Genomic DNA, 15,012 nt, shown 5'->3' with positions numbered 1-15,012 from the left:
TTTAACCGGCAAAATGAACCTTGCATAACGTCCGCATAAAGGGCGCTACATTCCAGGCCTCGTTGAGCGGGACATCCCAGCTTGCCCAGGACCATATTTGTGAACCATGAATTTCGATATCGTCGGCGAGACTGCCGAGAAACGCTGCCCATTGCGGATCTGATGCTAGGTCTGTGCCTGTATCCTCGAATGCTTGGATAATCATGTCCGCTAGGGTGAAGCGCACGTCCTTTTGACCGGTAACCTTCTCAAACAGAGCCAGGTATTCGGGTAAGCCGGAGACCTCGGCAACTTCGAACTCCCAATCCTGCATACCGGGATCGTCTCTCAACCCAAGCCGCGTTGAAATGAATTCTCTTGCTGCCGCAGTGTGATGCCGGAGAGGTGGTTCAATCATCCGCTGAGCATAACTTATACTGTTCAAAATTGAAGCTATTGAGCACTTCGTCTTTCGCAAGCCATCTATTCGGTTCGCTGTCCGGAATTGCACTGTGTAGTGATTGGTTGCCTGAATGCGCAACCCGAACGGGTGGCGCACCGGGCCGCGTCATGTCACAACGCCAGCATCTGCTCCGCCTGACGCGCCTCTGCCGTTTTCGGCAGCGCCTCCATCAGCGCGCAGGGGCGGGCGTCCAGTTTGGAGGCCGCAAAGCCGGTGCCGTCGCGGCTGAGAATCGCATCGGCAAAGCGGTCCAGCCCCTCGCGCGGGGCCTCTTCCCCGACACCGCAGAACAGCCGGATCCGGTCATGGCTGGCCACGAATTGGGCCGGGCAGTTGCGCGGGCAGCCGTCCAGCTTGCTGGTGCCGGTGATTTCGAAATCCTCCTGGGTCAGCGGCTTGGCCTTGGTCATCGCCTCAGCCAGCTTGGCGATCATCCGCTCTGCTGCCGGGCAAGGTTTCCCGAGGTATTTGCAATCCGTTGCCGCATAGAAATGCGTCTTGTCCGTCCACATCATGTTTGCGCCCTCCGCGCGTGGTGCGGGGGTCTTGGGGACAAGAGACCGGATGAGAAAGCGGAAAGCCCGCGGTGCCATCAGACCCTGTCCGGACACCCCGCCCGGGTTCGAGTTTCATATCCGATGGCAGGTCTCCTGACTTGCGGGTCGCAGCTTTCCCGATCCTTCCCGGCCTATTCGGGCCAGTGGCTCTATCGGGTTCGCTCGCCGCTTACAGTTGCGGGGGCAGTCGCGGAATTGGCCTTGCGCTGGGCGGGGCCGCACCGTGTTCCCTTTTCATCCCGGACACAAGATTCTGTGGCACGGGAACCATCAACACAAGCGGTAGCGGCTTCCGCCTCGAGTCGTCAAATGTTTTTCTGCGTCTGCACAGATGCGCGCAGCTGCAGGTGCAGTCCGCGGATCACGTCCGAGTCCCGCCGCACCCGCGCCAGCTGCCAGCCACCCTGCAGCAGGATATAGAAATTTTCCGCCGCTGCACGGGCCTCATCCCTGGGCAGCCCCAGGCGCTCGGCGTGCTGTGCGGTCTCCGTGATCCAGCCCTCGAAAAGCTTGGCGGCGTGCTGGTGAAAGGCCTCGTTCTCCGGCCCTTCGAACAGCGTGGCCGAGACCGGGCAGCCGCTCCATTTCCCTTGCAGGTCGAACAGCTTGGCCAGTTTGTAGCAGACGGTTTTGGCACCTTCCTGAAAACTGGGGGCGGGGTCAAAAGACACGGCAATCACTTGCCGCATCTGCTCCGACGCCCAATCCGCCGCAGCCAGCGCCAGATCGGATTTACCGTTCGGGAAATGGTGATAGAGCGAGCCTTTGGGCGCCTCCGCCGCGGCCAGCAGTTCGGCCAGGCCGGTGCCGCTGTAGCCCTTGTTCCGGAACAGCCCGGCAGCCGCCCGCAGCAGCCGCTCGCGGGTCGGGATGGGGCTGTCCGGGCCGGGCTGGGGTGTCGTCACGTCAGTCATGTCGGCAGGTTGACAGCATTAGACCGATTGGTCCAGAGGTGGAATAGACCAATTGGTCTAGGAGGGTGCCATGCTCGACAGCCACGCAGAACACGCCGCGGAAGTCCGGGTGGAGGACGTGCGCTTTGCCGCCGGTGAGGCAGAATTGGCCGGGCGGCTCTATCATCCGGCGGCACCGATCAAGGCAGCGGTGGTGCTGAATGGCGCAACCGGGGTGCCGCAGGGGTATTACCGGCATTTCGCACGCTGGCTGGCGGCAGAACGGCAGATGGCCTGCCTCACTTATGACTACCGGGATTTCGGGGCCTCGGCGCGCATGCACCCGCGCCGGTCCCGGGCCACCATGGCGGACTGGGCGCTGGCGGATCAGCCGGCCGCCCGCCAGGAAATGCAGCGGCACTATGCGGGCGTGCCGATGCTGGTGATTGGCCATTCGCTGGGGGCGATGCTGATGCCCCTGCAGGATGGCCTGACGGACGTCGCCCGCATGATCGTGGTTGCGGGCGGCTTGGTGCATCACCACGATCATCCCTGGCCCTACCGTGCGCTGGCACTGGCCTTCTGGTTCGGCCATGTGCCGCCGCTGGTCCGTGCCTTGGGCTATCTGCCCGGGCGCGCGGTGGGGTTCGGGGCCGATTTGCCGGCGGGGGTCTACTGGCAGTGGCGGCGCTGGTGCACCACGCCGGGCAGTTACCTGCCGGAAGCCGGGCGGGGCCTGCCGCAGCCGCACTGGGCGGAAACCGGCATCCCTGTGGATTTGTTTGCAATGGCAGATGACGATGTGGTGCCGCCTGCGGCGGTCTGGCGGCTGGGCGATGCCTTTGGGACTGTGCCGCAGCGCCGGATTGTGCTGGATCCGCAGGAAAGCGGGGTGCAGAAAATCGGCCACCTTGGCGCCTTTGCCCGCGCCAATGCGGCGCTGTGGCCGCGACTGGTGCCGCGGGACGAGTAAGGGTTCCGTCAGGCAGGCCGACTCAGGCGGACCGGCTCAGACGCTCTTCGGTGATGCGGGCGTAATCCGCCAGCCGCAGCTTGAAACGGCGGTTCAGATTGCTGCGCGCCAGTTTCAGCGATTGCACCAGCAGGCGTCCGGTCAGCGAGGTTGGCGACAGCTTGAGCCGCACCGACATCCGGGTCCGCTGCGGCGACAGCGCCAGCAGCTCAACCTCCGTCCGCCCGTCAATACCGCTGCCGCTGCCCTCCAGCACCATGCCCGACGGCGGCGTGTATGAAGCCATTGCCAGCCTGATCTCACGCGGCTTGCCGCGGAAGCGGAAGGCCAGGTCCCAGGCCAGCCCGTCTTCCGGGCGGGCCAGATCGCCGCTGCGCTGAAGCTCAATGCCGCGCCGAAGAGCAGACCGCTCCAGCATGGCGAAATCCGAGATCGCACCGAACACCTCGGCAATCGGGGCATCGATGTCTTCTTTGCTGTGAAATTCCATGTTCGCCTGCCTCGTTTGCGGCTTGGGATCTGCGCCGTTTCCGGCAAATATGCGCTTTAGTCCAGCGTGTCCGCAAGCCAGTTCTTGATCAAAAACTGCGCAATCGCCCCTTTGCGCGCGGGTTTCAGAACCGGGTGTTCGCCCGCATAAACAGTCATCATCTCCTGGCGGCTGATCCAGAGCGCATCCTCTATTTCTTCCGGGTCGATGGTGATCTCCCGGCTCAGCGCCTCACCCGCGCAGCCGAACATCAGCGACATCGGAAAGGCCCAGGGCTGACTGGACAGATAGCTGACAGCGCCGACCTGCACGCCGGTCTCCTCCAGCACTTCGCGGCGCACGGCAGCCTCCAGCGTCTCGCCCGGTTCGACAAAGCCCGCAAGGAGCGAATACATCCCCTCCGGCCAGCCGGGGGAGCGGCCCATCAGGACGCTGTCGCCATGGGTGATCAGCATGATCACCACCGGGTCGGTACGGGGGAAATGCGGGGCTTTGCAGGCCGGGCACACCCGCTGCCAGCCCGCCTGCGCCGGATCGCTGGGGGAACCGCAGCAGGCGCAGAACCGGTGGCTGCGGTGCCATGCCAGCAGCGCCTTGGCGGTGGCCGCCAGCTCCGCCTCCAGCGGCGTGAGGCGCGTCATGATCCGGCGCAGTTCCGCAAACACATGCGTGTCCGGCAGCTCCGGATGCTGCTGTTCGCTGGCATCGGCAAAGCTGTTCAATGCGTCCTGGTCCAGATCCCGGGGCTGCCAATCGCTGATGTCGCAGGCAAAGCAGGGCGTGCCGCCAGGGGCCAGCCCCAGGAACAGCGAGTCCGGCTTGCGCGCGGCGGCCAGCGGATGTTCCGGCGCGGTCCAGGCCAGGCCGCAGGGCAGATCCGCCGCCGCATCGCGCCATGTAAGCGGCTTGCCCCGCCACATCAGCAGAACCTGTGCCTCAGAGCTGTTCCATGCAGCCTCCAGCGCCGCTGCATCAGTGCGCAAATGCGCAGCGCGCTCCAGCCCGCCGCCGCCGCCGAAGGTCACCTGTTCCGCGCGTTTCATGGCAATTCTCCTATGACTGGCGGGGTTCGGGCCGCGCTCAACGGGAAATGCGGCAATCCATGACAGTGTGACGCAGCCGTTGCCAGCATTCAGGGGAGATCTGCGCTTGCCTGTCGCCATGCGGCCACACCCGGCACGGCTGATGCCGGGTGATTTCGCAGCAGAGCAGGGCGCAAAAAGGTGACAGCGTAAGACGCCTGTGAAAAAGTTAACGCGCGCTGCAAAGGAAGCTTTGCAAATCGCGGAAACGCTGATTCAAATAACGCGAAACAATAAATGGCGCCGAATGGTGCAAAAGGAGCAGCGGGCAGGCGGTGTCAGCAGTAATTCGGACATGACAGGCGGGGCGGCTGCCTCCAAGGCCCGCGGTGCCGGGGAATTGCATGTGCTGGCCACCACGGACCTGCACTGTAATCTGCTGAGCCATGATTACTATGCTAACCGGCCTGATCCTGCCATCGGGCTTTCGCGGGTAGCAGCCCTGATCGCCAAGGCGCGTGCGCAAGCAGCGGCCCGGGGTGCGGCATGCATTCTTGTCGACAACGGCGATGGTTTCCAGGGCGCGCCGCTGGGCGATGTCCTGCCGCAGGCGGAAGGGCCGCATCCGCTGGTGCGGGCGTTCCAGGTGCTGCAGTATGACGCGGCGGGGCTAGGCAACCACGATTTCGACATCGGGCTGGACGCGCTGGCAGCGGTGAGTGCGGACATGCCCTGTCCGTTGCTGTGCTCCAATCTGCGGGCGGTGCAGCCCGGCCTGGTGCTGCCGTTTGCACCCTCAGCGGTGCTGGAGCGGCAGGTGCCGGGCTGTTCGGATCTGCCGCCGGTGCGGATCGGGCTGCTGTCGGTGCTGCCGCCGCAGACGCTCTCATGGTGCCGGCAGGCGCTGCAGGGACAGCTGCAGGCGTCCGGCATCGTGGAAGCCGCGGCAGAGCAGGCCGGGCAGCTGAAGGCGCAGGGCTGCGATCTGGTGCTGGCGCTGGCGCACACCGGCCTGGCGCCAGCAGGCGGCGACCGCAGCGAAAACGCCCTGGACGAACTGGCCGGGCTTCCGGACATCGATGCCCTGGTTGGCGGCCACACACACCTGACATTGCCGCACCCGGATTACCCCTTTTCCAAGCCGGTGGTGATGCCGGGGGCGCATGGCTCGCACCTCGGGGTGATCCGGCTGGAGCTGGAGCATGCCCCCGGCGGCTGGCAGATGGCCGGCGGCTCTGCCGCTTTGCAGCCGGTCTCGCATCCGGGCGCAACCGGCACCGCAACGCCGCTGGCGGACGAGGATCCTGCCCTTGTGCAGGCGCTGGCTGGGGATCATTCCCGCACGCTCGCAAGGATGCAGGAGCCGGCAGGCCACAGCCCGGTGGCGATGCATTCCTTCTTTACCTTTTTCGCACCGGACCGCGGCCTGTCCCTGACTGCCAGCGCCCAGGCGGCTGCGGCGCGGGTGCTGCTGCGCGGCTCTGCTGGTGAAAACCTGCCGCTGTTGTCGGCCGCGGCACCGGGGAAATTCGGCGGCCGCTCCGGACCGCAGTCCTATACCGATATCGCGGCCGGGGATCTTTGCGCCAGAAACATTGCCGATCTGCAGGTCTTCCCGAACGAGCTGCGGGTGGTTCAGGTCACCGGCGCGCAGCTGCAGGACTGGCTGGAAATGTCCGCCGGGCTGTTCAACCGGATTGAGCCGGGCAGCTCCGGCCAGCGGCTGAGCGATCCGCAGCGGGCAGGGCATAATTTCGATGTGATCTTCGGGCTCAGCTACCAGATTGATGTCACCCAGCCGCCGCGGTTTTCCGCATCCGGAGACCTGCTCAGCCCGGCAGCACAACGGATCACGGATCTTTGCTGGCAGGGCCGGCCTGTGGACGCCGGCCAGCACTTTGCGGTTGCGGTCAACAGCTACCGGGTCAGCGGCGGCGGCCGGTTCCGGATGCTGGAGGACGCCCGGGAGCTGCCGCTGCCGCCCTTGCGCATCCGCCAGGCGATCCGGGACTATATTGCCGGGCGGCTGCCACCGGAGCCCCTGGCAGACGCGCCTTATCCCTGGCAGCTGGCGCCAGTCCCGAGCACCCGCGCGGTGGCGGTGACGGGCCCTGGCGCGGTGGCGCACCTGGCAGAGCTGCCTGCCGGTCTGGCTGTCCCGCGCGGCTTCAACGGCAATGGTTTCTGGGAACTGGACCTGCAGCTTTGAACATCGCGAATGCGGTCCTTGCCATTCCCGGCGGCGGTCCTTATATCGGGATTCGAGAGGTTGGCGCGGGCAGGCGCCTCGCCAACCTGGTCAGGTCCGGAAGGAAGCAGCCACAACGAGCCCCGCTTGGGTCGATGTCCAGCCTCTCACTTAACTCCCCCGATTGAACTGCGCAGACCTTGAACAGGGGATCTCCCGCCCGCTGTGGAGCAATCAAAGATTGCACCGCGCCGTTGGGCCGTGCGCCACGCTGGCGCGTGGCGGGGTCCGCCGCTTCATCTGGCTGGAAAATATCCTGGGGTGAATTGGCCGTGAGGCCAAGAGGGGCAAAGCCCCTGCCTGCCTTCTTCCGGGTCAGAACCGGCCGTTGTCCGCCGGGTAGACGCCGAGGATTTCCACATTGGTGGTGAAATAGCTCAGCTCATCCATTGCCAGCTGCACATTGGCATCATCCGGGTGGCCTTCGATATCGGCATAGAACTGAGTGGCGGTAAAGGAGCCGTCCACCATATAGCTTTCCAGCTTGGTCATGTTGATGCCATTGGTGGCAAAGCCGCCCATCGCCTTATACAGCGCCGCCGGGATGTTGCGCACCTGAAAGACGAAGCTGGTGATCATATTGTGGGCGCCGCGGCGGGTGTAGTCGATATCTTTGGCCATGATCAGGAAGCGGGTGGTGTTGTCGCCGTTGTCCTCGATATGGCGGGCCAGCACGTCCAGCCCGTAGATCTCGCCCGCCAGCTCGCTGGCCAGCGCGGCAGAGTGGATGTCTCCGGCCTCAGCCACGTCACGCGCGGCGCGGGCGTTATCGGGGCTGACGCGGCCGCGGATGCCGTGCTCGCGCAGGAAGGTTCCGCATTGCGGCAGCAGCACCAGATGCGAATGCGCCTCGCGGATATCCTCCAGCTTCGCGCCCGGCACCGCCAGCAGGTTGATATGCACCCGCACAAAAGCCTCGTCGATGATATGCAGCCCGCTGTGGGGCAGCAGCCGGTGGCTGTCGGCCACGCGGCCGTAGGTGGAGTTCTCCACCGGCAGCATCGCCTGCTCCGCCTCGCCGCTGCGCACCGCCTCCAGAATCTCCTCGAACGTGCGGCAGGGCAGCACCTCCATGCCGGGGCGGGCGATGCGGCAGGCCTCGTGGCTGTAGGAGCCAAGCTCCCCCTGAATGGCGATTTTGCGGCTCATGGGTGTGTTCCCCGTGCAAAACTTCAAGAATTGGGCGTTTCGTCGCGCTGTCTATACCTTGCCACTTGCAAGGGGAAGCCTTAGACACCCCTGCAGACAGCTAAATGGACTCGCGATCATGTTTGACACGATGACCCTCACCAAAGCGACCGCAGGCATCTGCGGCGCGTTCCTGGTATTCCTTCTGGGCAAATGGGGCGCAGAAGTACTGTATCACATGGACAGCCACGGTGAGGCTTCCTATGTGATCGAAGTCGCCGCGGCCGAAGACGCCGGCAGCGACGAGCCGGAAGTCAGCTTCGAAGAGCTGATGGCCTCCGCCGACGCCGCCAAAGGCGCCAAGGTATTCAAGAAGTGCTCCGCCTGCCACAAGCTGGAAGACGGCGCCAATGCAACCGGCCCGTATCTGTACGGTGTGGTTGGCCGCGACATCGCTTCCGCTGCGGGCTTCGGTTACTCCGGCGCGCTGACCGGCCTGGCCGACAAGGCCTGGACCCCGGAAGAGCTGGACGCCTTCCTGGCCAAGCCGTCGGCCTATGCCTCCGGCACCACCATGTCGTTCTCCGGCCTGAAAAAGCAGACCGACCGGGTGAACCTCATCGCCTATCTGGACAGCCTGGACGGCTAAGCCGGACCGCTGTCCCAGCTATCCAAGTGAAAAAGCCGCTGCGGTTTGCAGCGGCTTTTTTTGATGTTCGCGTGAGTGGTGTGCCGCGGGTGGCCTGATCAGGCCGGGTTGTTCTCACGGTAGTAGGCCAGCGCGTCGCGCTCTGTGCCGTCGGGCAGGATGCAGACGCCGATAGTGCCCGCCTTGCCGCTGCGCAGCACATATGTGCCGCCGGTCTGCACGCAGTATGCCTCTTCCGGACTGGTGTAGACGACTTCCTCTTCCTGCTGGGCGCAGGCGCTCAGTGCAGCGGCCCCGGCAACCGCAAGGGCGGCAAATCTCATTGACTTCAGCATCGCAAACTCCCTCGTTTCATAACGCAATCGTGATGTGAGGCTGGCAGGCAATTATATTTCGGGCAAGCGCCGCCGCGCGCAGGCCCTTGTTTAGGCTGCTTTATGCCCAGATCAGGCGTTTGATCACCCAATCTCAACTTGAATGTTACCGCCCCCGGACATTAGCTTGGGTGCGAAAACCCGGACCAAAGTTCCGGGCACAGGAGGTCATGGCAGATGAACACCGCCAAAGCTGCAGCGCGCGTGCGCGCGAAGGATAGAGTGAACCCGTTGCAGGCGGCCGCCGCGCTTGCGTTCGGCTTGATCCTGGCACTGGCCGCCGCCACGCAGGTGCGGGCGGAAGAGGCCCTCATCAAGGCGCATGGATTTGCCGAGTTCGGAGAGCTGAAATACCCGCAAGGCTTTGACCATTTCGATTACGTGAATCCTGAGGCGCCCAAAGGCGGCGAATTGTCGATTTCTGCCGTCGGCACCTTCGACAGCATGAACCCCTATACCCGCAAGGGCCGGGCAGGGGCCTTGTCCTCGGCCCAGTTTGAAAGCCTTCTGGTGGACTCCTATGACGAGCCCGGGTCCTACTATGGCCTGATCGCCGAAAGCCTGGAATACCCCGAAAGCCAGGATTGGGTGATCTTCAACCTGCGCCCCGAGGCAAAGTTTTCTGACGGCAGCCCGGTCACCGCGGATGATGTGGTGTTCTCCCACAACATCCTGCTGGAGCAGGGACTGAAATCCTACGCCGAAGCGGTGCGCAAACGCATTCCCAAGGCAGAGGCGCTGGGGCCGCACCGGGTGAAGTTCCACTTCTCCCCGGATTTCCCGCGCCGCGCAATGATCACCCAGGTGGGCGGCACCTCGGTGTTTTCCAAGGCCTGGTTCGAGGCCGACCCGGAAAACCGCCGCATCGACCAGCCGCGCCTGGATCCTGGCATCGGCTCCGGGCCTTATGTGCTGGAAAGCGCCGATGTGAACCAGCGCATCGTCTACAGGCGCAACCCCGACTACTGGGGCAAGGACCTGAACGTGAACCAGGGCCGCCACAACTATGACCGCATCCGGGTCGAGTATTTCGGCGATGATGTGGCTGCGATGGAGGGCTTTAAGGCCGGCGTCTATACACTTCGCCCCGAAAACAACTCCAAGAACTGGGCCACCAATTATGAATTTGCCGCAGTCGGCTTGGGGCATGTGATCAAGGGTGAGTTTCCGGACGGCAATGTGCCGGCCGCCAGCGGATTTGTGATGAACCTGCTGAAACCCAAGTTCCAGGACATCCGCGTGCGCGAGGCGATGCAGCTGGCGTTCAATTTCGAATGGACCAATGAAAGCCTGCAATACGGGCTGTTCCGCCACCGCTCCTCCTTCTGGCAGGATTCGCCGCTGGCGGCCGAAGGCCTGCCAGAAGGCCGCGAAAAGGAGGTGCTGGAAGCGCTGGGCGACCAGATCAGCCCGTCCATCCTGACTGAGCAGCCGGTGATGGCCCATGCCTCCAAGGCGTCGCGCCCCGGCGACCGCAAGAACCTGCGCCGGGCGATGAAGCTCTTGGATGAGGCCGGCTGGGCCGTCGGCGATGACGGTATGCGCCGCAACGCGCAAGGCGAGCCGCTGAAAGTCGAATTCCTGGCCGACAGCCCGACCATTGAACGCATCGTGCAGCCCTATGTCGCCAACCTGCGCACCATGGGCGTGGATGCGGTGCTGAACCGGGTGGACTATGCCCAGTACACCAGCCGCCGCCGGGAGAAGGAGTTCGACATGATTTCCTCCGCCTATCCGATGTCGCTGGAGCCCTCGACCGGCCTCTACCAGTATTTCGGCTCCGAGGCGCATGAGTATTCGGTGTTCAACCCGGCAGGCCTGGCCGACCCGGCGGTGGATGCGCTGATCGGCAACATCGTCGATGCCAAGACCCAGGAAGAGCTGCGCGCCAACGCCCGGGCGCTGGACCGGGTGCTGCGGGCCAAGCGCTTTGTGGTGCCGACCTGGTACCTGGACGTGAACTGGATTGCCTATTGGGACATGTACCGCCAGCCGGAAAACCTGCCGCCCTATGACACCGGCCTTCTGGACCTGTGGTGGATTGATGCAGCGCGTGAGGCGGAGCTCAAATCCGCCGGCGCGCTGCGGTAAGGGACCTGAGATGGCAGCCTATATCCTCCGGCGCCTGCTGCTGGTGATCCCGACCCTGTTTGGCATTCTGGTGGTGAACTTCGCCCTGGTGCAATTCGTGCCAGGTGGTCCCGTCGAGCAGATCATCGCCCAGCTTGAAGGCGGCGGCGACGTGTTCGAGGGTTTTGCAGGCGGCGGCGGCGATGCCGGCACCGAGGCAATCAGCGCTAACGAGAATTACGCCGGCCGCCAAGGCCTGCCGCCGGAGCTGATCAAGGAGCTGGAAGAACAGTTCGGCCTCGACAAGCCGCCCTTGGAACGCTTTCTGACCATGCTCGGCAACTATGCGCGCTTTGACTTCGGCGAGAGCTATTTCCGCAAGATCGATGTCACCGACCTGGTGCTGGAGAAAATGCCGGTCTCGATCTCGCTCGGCCTGTGGTCAACGCTGATTGCCTATCTGATCTCGATCCCGATGGGCATCCGCAAGGCGATGCGCGACGGCTCGCCGTTCGACACCTGGACCAGCGGCGTGATCATTGCGGCCTATGCGATCCCCGGCTTCCTGTTTGCCATCATGCTGCTGGTGCTCTTTGCCGGCGGCTCCTACTGGCAGATCTTCCCCCTGCGCGGCCTGACGTCCGACAAATGGGAAAGCCTCAGCCTGTTTGGCAAGGTCATGGACTATTTCTGGCACATCGCCCTGCCGGTCACCGCCTCCACCATTGCGGCCTTTGCGACGCTGACGCTGCTGACCAAGAATTCCTTCCTCGACGAGATCAAGAAGCAATACGTCATGACCGCCCGCGCCAAGGGCCTCAGCGAGAACCGGGTCCTTTACGGCCACGTGTTCCGCAACGCGATGCTTATCGTGATCGCGGGCTTCCCGGCGGTGTTCATCGGCGTGTTCTTTGCCGGCTCCCTGATCATCGAGACGATCTTCTCGCTCGATGGCCTCGGCCGCCTGGGGTTCGAGGCCGCAGTGGCGCGCGATTACCCGGTGATGTTCGGCACCATGTATATCTTCGGCCTGATGGGGCTGGTGGTCGGCATCATCTCCGACCTGATGTATGTGGTGGTCGACCCGCGCATCGACTTTGAAAAGCGGGAGGGCTGATCCATGGCGCTCTCCCCCCTGAACCAGCGCCGCTGGCGCAACTTCTGCCGCAACCGCCGCGCCTATTGGTCTCTGTGGATCTTCGCGGTGCTGTTCGGCCTGTCGCTGTTTGCCGAGTTCATCGCCAACGACAAGCCGATCCTCGTGAACTACCGCGGCGAGGTCTTCGCGCCGGTGTTCAAGTTCTACCCGGAGACCAAGTTCGGCGGCGACTTCCAGACAGAGGCGGTCTATTCCGACCCGGAGGTCGAATGCCTGATCCGTTCCGGCGGGGTGGAGGACTGCTTTGATGAGCCCGACACCATCCTGGAAGACATCGCCGCTGGCACCTATGCGGCAGATGATTTCCACGAAGGCTGGACCCTGTGGCCGCCGATCCCCTACAGCTTCAACACCACCGTCGACCGCCCCGGCGCCGCGCCGCTGCCGCCCGGCGGGCTGAACCTCCTGGGTACCGATGATACCAAGCGCGATGTGCTGGCGCGGGTGATCTACGGCTTCCGCCTGTCGATCCTGTTCACCCTGATGGTGACCGGTGCTGCCAGCCTCATCGGCATTCTGGCCGGCGCGGTGCAGGGCTATTTCGGCGGGTTGACGGACCTGGTGTTCCAGCGGGTGATTGAGGTCTGGGGCTCGGTGAATTCGCTCTATGTCATCATCATCATGTTTGCGATCCTGGGCCGCAGTTTCTGGCTGCTGGTGTTCCTGATGGTGCTGTTTGGCTGGACCGCGCTGGTCGGCGTGGTCCGGGCCGAGTTCCTGCGCGCCCGCAACCTGGAATACGTGCGCGCCGCCAAGGCGCTGGGGGTCGGCAACCTGACCATCATGTTCCGCCACATGCTGCCCAACGCGATGGTGGCGACGCTGACCATGCTGCCCTTCATCATCACCGGCACCATCGGCCTGCTGGCGGGTCTCGACTTCCTCGGCTTCGGCCTGCCGTCCTCGGCGCCGTCTTTGGGCGAGCTGACGCTGCAGGCCAAACAGAACCTGGAGGCGCCCTGGCTTGCCTTCACGGCCTTTTTCACCTTTGCCATCATGCTGTCGCTCTTGATCTTCATCTTCGAGGGCGTGCGCGATGCCTTTGACCCGCGGAAGACGTTTTCATGAATGTGCGGAACATCAGGATTGCCCCCGGCCCGAGGGTGGGGGCAAACCGTCCCCGCGTTTTGCCGGAGGCAAACCTTTGGTTTGACGGGGGGCGGGTCGGGGGCGATCCGAGCCGCTGCGCGCCTCGGGTGCTTTTTCATTACTGTCTTCCAGACTTGCGGACGTTCAAATGACCAAATCCTCCCCCCTCCTGAACGTCCAGAACCTCCGCGTTTCCTTTCGCCAGGACGGTATGGTGACAGAGGCCGTGCGCGGCGTCTCCTTCTCTGTCGGGCGCGGTGAAACCGTGGCGCTGGTGGGTGAGTCCGGCTCCGGCAAATCGGTCTCTGCGCTGTCCACCGTCTCGCTGCTGGGCGACAGCGCCACGGTGACAGGCTCCGTCACCTATGACGGCACCGAGATGGTGGGCGCCAGCGAGCGCCACCTGATGCAGGTGCGCGGCAATGACATCAGCTTCATCTTTCAGGAGCCGATGACCTCGCTCAATCCGCTGCACACCATCGAACGCCAGCTGGAGGAATCCCTGGCTCTGCATCAGGGGCTGACCGGCAAACCGGCGCGCGCGCGCATTCTGGAGCTGCTGGAAAAGGTCGGCATCCGCGACGCCGAAAACCGGCTGACGTCTTATCCGCACCAGCTCTCGGGCGGGCAGCGGCAGCGGGTGATGATCGCCATGGCGCTCGCGAACAAGCCCGACATCCTGATCGCCGATGAACCCACCACTGCGCTGGACGTGACCATCCAGGCGCAGATCCTCGACCTCCTGGCGGACCTCAAGGAAAGCGAGGGCATGGGGCTGCTGTTCATCACCCATGACCTCGGCATTGTGCGCCGCATCGCCGACCGGGTCTGCGTGATGAAAAGCGGCGAGATTGTCGAGGAAGGTCCGGCGGCCGAAATTTTTGCCAACCCGCAGCACCCCTACACGCAGAAACTGCTGGCGGCGGAGCCCTCCGGCCAGCCGCAGCCGGTGCCGGAAGATGCCAAGGAGCTGGTGGCGGCCAGGGACCTGAAGGTCTGGTTCCCGATCCAGCGCGGCCTTTTGAAACGCACTGTCGGGCATGTGAAGGCAGTGAACCCGATGTCGGTCTCCGTGCGGGCGGGCGAGACCCTGGGCATCGTGGGAGAGAGCGGCTCCGGCAAGACCACCCTGGCGCTTGCCATCATGCGGCTGATTGCATCCGAAGGCGCGGTCACCTTCCAGGGCCAGGACCTGCGCAAGTGGTCCACCCGCGACCTGCGCGCCTTGCGCAAGGACATGCAGATCGTCTTTCAGGATCCGTTCGGCTCGCTCAGCCCGCGGATGACCTGCGCCCAGATCATTTCCGAGGGCCTCGCCATCCACAAGGTCGACCAGCACCGCGACACCCGCGAGCTGGTGGCGGAGGTGATGACCGAAGTGGGGCTCGACCCGGCAGCGATGGACCGCTATCCGCATGAGTTCTCCGGCGGCCAGCGCCAGCGCATCGCCATCGCCCGCGCCATGGTGCTGCGGCCCAAGCTGGTGGTGCTGGATGAGCCGACATCGGCGCTGGACATGACGGTGCAGGTGCAGATTGTCGAATTGCTGCGCGATCTGCAGACGCGTTATGGCCTTGCCTATCTGTTCATCTCCCACGACCTCAACGTGGTGCGGGCGATGTCGCATCAGGTGGTGGTGATGAACCAGGGCGACGTGGTGGAGACCGGCGCGGCAGAGGAGCTGTTTGCCAACCCGCGGGCAGACTACACCCGCAGGCTGCTGGCGGCGGCGGGTTAGACCGTTCCCAGGTTAACTCTCTGGCAGGCTTTGCAGCATCTATGCGTTCGCACCTTAGGCAACGCGCATAAGTTGCGGCAGTGCGGTTGACCAAATGTTTCGCGCGCGAAACATTCAGGCAGCATTGCTGACCTATTCGCGTTGGCCGGAAACCCGGCAGAATGCTCCCGCGCCCGCAGG

The 15,012-nt window shown here is 64.1% G+C and carries 14 protein-coding genes, 1 other RNA gene and 1 riboswitch; of the genes, 8 read left to right on the top strand and 7 right to left on the bottom strand.

The genetic code is table 11. From position 1 onward, the window contains the following. Position 1: 1 nt before the first annotated feature. The 3 genes from N6L27_RS06400 to N6L27_RS06390 form a co-directional block, all read right to left on the bottom strand. Positions 2-397 (bottom strand): hypothetical protein, encoded by a 396-nt coding sequence (locus N6L27_RS06400; protein ID WP_271906386.1) that lies wholly within the window; start codon positions 395-397, stop codon positions 2-4. A gap of 155 nt (positions 398-552) precedes the next feature. Beyond that, complete coding sequence (locus tag N6L27_RS06395) at positions 553-957, bottom strand: hypothetical protein (protein ID WP_271906385.1); 405 nt, start codon at positions 955-957, stop codon at positions 553-555. Between the two features lie 108 nt (positions 958-1,065). After that, positions 1,066-1,286: riboswitch (cobalamin riboswitch) on the bottom strand. Between the two features lie 18 nt (positions 1,287-1,304). Then, positions 1,305-1,913: a TetR/AcrR family transcriptional regulator gene (locus N6L27_RS06390; RefSeq protein WP_271906384.1), complete on the bottom strand. Its 609-nt coding sequence runs from the start codon at positions 1,911-1,913 to the stop codon at positions 1,305-1,307. Between the two features lie 70 nt (positions 1,914-1,983). On the opposite strand from N6L27_RS06390, the gene N6L27_RS06385 reads away from it, so the two are divergent. Beyond that, the gene (locus N6L27_RS06385; protein ID WP_271906383.1) at positions 1,984-2,865 is read left to right on the top strand and encodes an alpha/beta hydrolase family protein; all 882 of its coding nucleotides are present in this window, start codon (positions 1,984-1,986) and stop codon (positions 2,863-2,865) included. 22 nt (positions 2,866-2,887) lie between these two features. Here N6L27_RS06385 and N6L27_RS06380 read toward each other — a convergent pair whose 3' ends face one another. Further along, on the bottom strand, positions 2,888-3,355 hold the full coding sequence (locus tag N6L27_RS06380; RefSeq protein WP_271906382.1) for an SRPBCC family protein: 468 nt from the start codon (positions 3,353-3,355) through the stop codon (positions 2,888-2,890). Positions 3,356-3,411: 56 nt separating this feature from the next. Beyond that, positions 3,412-4,398 (bottom strand): NAD(+) diphosphatase, encoded by a 987-nt coding sequence (nudC, locus tag N6L27_RS06375; RefSeq protein ID WP_271906381.1) that lies wholly within the window; start codon positions 4,396-4,398, stop codon positions 3,412-3,414. 286 nt (positions 4,399-4,684) lie between these two features. On the opposite strand from nudC, the gene N6L27_RS06370 reads away from it, so the two are divergent. Beyond that, entirely contained in the window at positions 4,685-6,586 is a 1,902-nt protein-coding gene (locus N6L27_RS06370) for a 5'-nucleotidase C-terminal domain-containing protein (protein WP_271906380.1), read from the top strand. A gap of 53 nt (positions 6,587-6,639) precedes the next feature. Beyond that, positions 6,640-6,738: signal recognition particle sRNA small type (ffs, locus tag N6L27_RS06365), an RNA gene on the top strand. 202 nt (positions 6,739-6,940) lie between these two features. Here ffs and N6L27_RS06360 read toward each other — a convergent pair. Next, entirely contained in the window at positions 6,941-7,774 is an 834-nt protein-coding gene (locus N6L27_RS06360) for a prephenate dehydratase (protein WP_019298220.1), read from the bottom strand. 118 nt (positions 7,775-7,892) lie between these two features. Here N6L27_RS06360 and N6L27_RS06355 point away from each other — a divergent pair, with 118 nt between their 5' ends. Beyond that, positions 7,893-8,402, top strand: coding sequence for a c-type cytochrome (locus N6L27_RS06355; RefSeq protein ID WP_271906379.1), 510 nt, complete (start codon positions 7,893-7,895; stop codon positions 8,400-8,402). Positions 8,403-8,500: 98 nt separating this feature from the next. On the opposite strand, the gene N6L27_RS06350 is transcribed toward N6L27_RS06355, so the two are convergent. Beyond that, positions 8,501-8,725, bottom strand: coding sequence for a putative hemolysin (locus N6L27_RS06350; protein ID WP_260016089.1), 225 nt, complete (start codon positions 8,723-8,725; stop codon positions 8,501-8,503). A 228-nt stretch (positions 8,726-8,953) separates the two neighbouring features. Between N6L27_RS06350 and N6L27_RS06345 the strand changes: the two genes are divergently transcribed. From N6L27_RS06345 to N6L27_RS06330, 4 genes are all read left to right on the top strand, one after another. Further along, positions 8,954-10,867: an extracellular solute-binding protein gene (locus tag N6L27_RS06345; protein ID WP_271906378.1), complete on the top strand. Its 1,914-nt coding sequence runs from the start codon at positions 8,954-8,956 to the stop codon at positions 10,865-10,867. Positions 10,868-10,877: 10 nt separating this feature from the next. After that, on the top strand, positions 10,878-11,963 hold the full coding sequence (locus N6L27_RS06340; protein ID WP_271906377.1) for a microcin C ABC transporter permease YejB: 1,086 nt from the start codon (positions 10,878-10,880) through the stop codon (positions 11,961-11,963). A gap of 3 nt (positions 11,964-11,966) precedes the next feature. Beyond that, positions 11,967-13,073 (top strand): ABC transporter permease, encoded by a 1,107-nt coding sequence (locus N6L27_RS06335; RefSeq protein ID WP_271906376.1) that lies wholly within the window; start codon positions 11,967-11,969, stop codon positions 13,071-13,073. Between the two features lie 169 nt (positions 13,074-13,242). Beyond that, positions 13,243-14,832: an ABC transporter ATP-binding protein gene (locus tag N6L27_RS06330; RefSeq protein WP_271906375.1), complete on the top strand. Its 1,590-nt coding sequence runs from the start codon at positions 13,243-13,245 to the stop codon at positions 14,830-14,832. Positions 14,833-15,012 lie beyond the last annotated feature (180 nt).

The sequence above is a fragment of the Leisingera sp. SS27 genome, assembly GCF_028368855.1.
GTDB lineage: Bacteria > Pseudomonadota > Alphaproteobacteria > Rhodobacterales > Rhodobacteraceae > Leisingera.
The sequence above is the reverse complement of the archived record's forward strand: the minus strand, read 5'-3'. Positions and strand labels throughout refer to the sequence as shown.